This is a genomic window from Actinosynnema sp., from assembly GCF_052038725.1.
This window is the reverse complement of record NZ_JBQGCX010001437.1, coordinates 1-3009: the sequence shown is the minus strand read 5'-3', so window position 1 is coordinate 3009 and position 3009 is coordinate 1. Positions and strand designations below refer to the sequence as shown.

The following is a 3009-nucleotide window of genomic DNA, read 5'->3' as shown; positions in this document are numbered from 1 at the left end:
CCTGCTGCTGGTGTGGGTGGGCCTGCGCCGGTACGGGCTGCCTGCCGCTGACGTGGGTGGGCCGGTGTCGGCGTGGGCTGCCCACCGCTGACGTGGGTGGGCCTGCGCCGGTACGGGCTGCCCGCTGCTGGTGTGGGCGGGCAGGCGTCGGCTTGGGTTGCCTGCCGCTGGTGTGCGCGGGCCGGTGTCTGCACGGGGCGGCTGCTCGCCGCTGACGCGGGCAGCCCGTTGATGCAGATGAATCGCGGCTGGCATGAGCCGCCCACCGGACTGCGCGGGCCGTCCACCGGACTGCGCGAGCCGTCCACCGGACGGCGCGAGCCGCCGCCGCACTGCGGTGACCGCCAACGCGACGGGCGCCGCACCCGGGTGGGGTGCGGCGCCCGTTCAGCCGCTGCGGTCGCAGCCCGCCGGATCTGGGGTGATCAGATCTGGTTGGCGCGCTTCGCCATGGCCGACTTCTTGTTCGCGGCCTGGTTGGCGTGGATCACGCCCTTGGACACGGCCTTGTCCAGCTTGCGGGACGCGTCCTGCACCAGGGCGAGGGCCTTGTCCTTGTCACCGGCCTCGGCGGCCTCGCGGAACTTGCGGATCGCGGTCTTCAGCGACGACTTGACGGCCTTGTTGCGCAGGCGCGCCTTCTCGTTCGTCTTGATCCGCTTGAGCTGGGACTTGATGTTCGCCATGCGAAAGCCACCTTTTCCTGAGTCCTGGGTGCGCACCGCGCTGGTAGCTCAGCTCCACCGGCCGCGACCGGCCACCCCTCGCGGGGCGCTCGACCTGGCTGGCGGGTTTCCTCCACGGCGGAATGCCGCGCGGTACGCGGCGACAACGGTAGCAAACGGTCACCGGGCGCAGCCAATCCGGGGCCGAGGGCGGTGACCTGCGCCGGTAAGGAGTCAACTGCACCACACCACTGAGGTAGCCGTACACCTGTCCGGTTACCGTGCGCCCGTGACGACCCCGCTCGACTGGTCCGGTTTCGGCCACGTGTCCCTCGCCGGGCTGCTGTTCCTCTGCCTCGCCGCCGCGCTCGCGGGCGCGGTCGACGCCGTCGTGGGCGGTGGCGGGCTGATCCAGCTGCCCGCGATGCTGCTCATCGGGCCCGGTGGCCAACCGATCTACTCGCTCGCGACCAGCAAGGTCGCCGCCGTCGTCGGCACTGCGGCGGCCGTGCGCACCTACACCGTGCAGACCACCGTGGACTGGGCCGCCGCCCTGCCGATGGCGTTCGCGGCGTTCGTCGGCGCGGTCGGGGGCGCGGCGTTCGCGGGCAGCCTCGAACCGGGCGTGCTCAACGCCGTGGTGCTCGTCGCGCTGCTCGGCGTCGGCCTCTACACCTGGCGCAAGCCCGAGCTGGGCGTCGCCGACCGGCCCCGGTTCAGCCGTCCCGCGCAGCTCGCCGCGATGGGCGCAGGAGGCGCGGTGATCGGCTTCTACGACGGGCTCGCCGGGCCCGGCACCGGGGCGTTCCTGGTGTTCCTGCTGGTCGGGCTGATCGGGTTCGCGTTCGTGCCCGCCTCGGCCACCGCCAAGATCGTCAACGTGGCCACGAACCTCGGCGCGCTGCTCTACTTCATCCCGGCGGGCAAGGTCCTGTGGGGGCTGGGCGCGGTCATGGCCGTGTGCAACGCGGGCGGCGCGGTCGTCGGGGCCAGGCTCGCCGTGCGGCGCGGGTCCGGGTTCGTGCGCCGGGTGTTCCTGACCGTCGTGGTCGCGCTGGTGGTCAGCCTCGGGGTGAAGGCGGTGGCTGGATGATCCGGAACGTCGCGCCGGACGGGTCGCCCAGCGTGGTGAACCGCCCGAACGGGACCTCCACCACCGGGTGCACCACCACGCCGCCCAGCTCGCGGGCGCGCGTCGCGGCCACGTCGGCGTCGGGCACGGTGAAGTAGGCCATCCAGTGCGCCGGTATCCCCTCGGGGACCGCGTCGTCCATGCTGAACACCCCCGCCACCACGTGCCCGTCCAGCGACAACCGCCGGTAGCCGGACCCCGGAGCCGGGTCCGGCTCCAGCCCGAGCACCGCCCGGTAGAACTCGACCGCGCCCGCCGCGTCCCTGGTGGCCAGCTCGTTCCACCACACCGCGCCCGGCTCGCGCACCACGTGCGCCCCGATGTGCGTGCCCGCCTCCCACAGCCCGAACGCCGCGCCGGTCGGGTCGACCGCCAGCGCGCCCCGGCCGTCCGCGCCCGCGTCGAACGCGGGGCCGAGCTGCGTGCCGCCGTGCGCGACGAGCAGGGCGAGCGTGTCGTCGAGGTCGTCGGTGGCGAAGTACGTCGTCCACACCACGGGCAGCAGCGAGTCGCCCGGCACCCCGGTGAACCCGGCGACCGGCTTGCCCCGCACCAGCGCCCGCGTCCGCCCGGCCTCGGCCTGCTCGAAGTCCCAGCCGAACAACCCGCCGTAGAACTCGGCGGCGCCCGCCCGGTCGCCGGTCATCATGTCGACCCACGCGGGGGCGCCCTGCGGGTGCGGTTCGGTCAGCTCGGTCATGGGGCCTCCTCGGCGGCAGCGCAACGACGGTGGCACCTGACCGCACCGGTCGCCACTCGGGGAGCGGCGGCGGGTGGACTGGCGCGCGGGGGAGGGGTGTGGTGGGGGAGCGGCGGCGAGAGCGTCGGTGACGGGGTAGCGGTGACCAGAGGGCTGGCGGCTAGCGGCTGGTGACCGACCACCGGTGGCGGTTGGCGGACTGCCGGTGGTGGGTGGCGGACTGCCGGTGGTGGGTGGCGGACTGCCGGTGGCGGGTGGCCGACCGCCGGTGGCTGGTGGCGGACTGCCGGTGGTGGCGGGTGCGCAGGGGCGTGGCCTACTGCCGATGGCGGGTGATGGTGGCGGATGTGCGAGGGCGCGCTGTCCGGGGCGGCTGAGCCCGTCCGCGCGAGCGGGCTTCGAAGCCCGTGCGTGGAAAAGCGCCTGCCCCGGCGGCCACCGGTCGTGCGGTGTGCCGCCGGGGCAGGCGCCCCCCAGCGTCCCCCCCTCCCCCCCCCGCCCCCCCCCGCGGG

At 74.6% G+C, this 3009-nt stretch carries 3 protein-coding genes; 1 reads left to right on the top strand and 2 read right to left on the bottom strand.

Going from position 1 to position 3009, the window contains the following annotated elements:
* Nucleotides 1-425: 425 nt before the first annotated feature.
* On the bottom strand, nucleotides 426-686 hold the full coding sequence (gene rpsT / locus ACTUAL_RS30400; RefSeq protein WP_015800049.1) for a 30S ribosomal protein S20: 261 nt from the start codon (nucleotides 684-686) through the stop codon (nucleotides 426-428).
* Nucleotides 687-954: 268 nt separating this feature from the next.
* On the opposite strand from rpsT, the gene ACTUAL_RS30395 reads away from it, so the two are divergent.
* The gene (locus tag ACTUAL_RS30395) at nucleotides 955-1758 is read left to right on the top strand and encodes a TSUP family transporter (RefSeq protein ID WP_440902644.1); all 804 of its coding nucleotides are present in this window, start codon (nucleotides 955-957) and stop codon (nucleotides 1756-1758) included.
* Here ACTUAL_RS30395 and ACTUAL_RS30390 read toward each other — a convergent pair.
* On the bottom strand, nucleotides 1727-2497 hold the full coding sequence (locus ACTUAL_RS30390; RefSeq protein ID WP_096491873.1) for a VOC family protein: 771 nt from the start codon (nucleotides 2495-2497) through the stop codon (nucleotides 1727-1729). The genes ACTUAL_RS30395 and ACTUAL_RS30390 overlap by 32 nt on opposite strands.
* Nucleotides 2498-3009 lie beyond the last annotated feature (512 nt).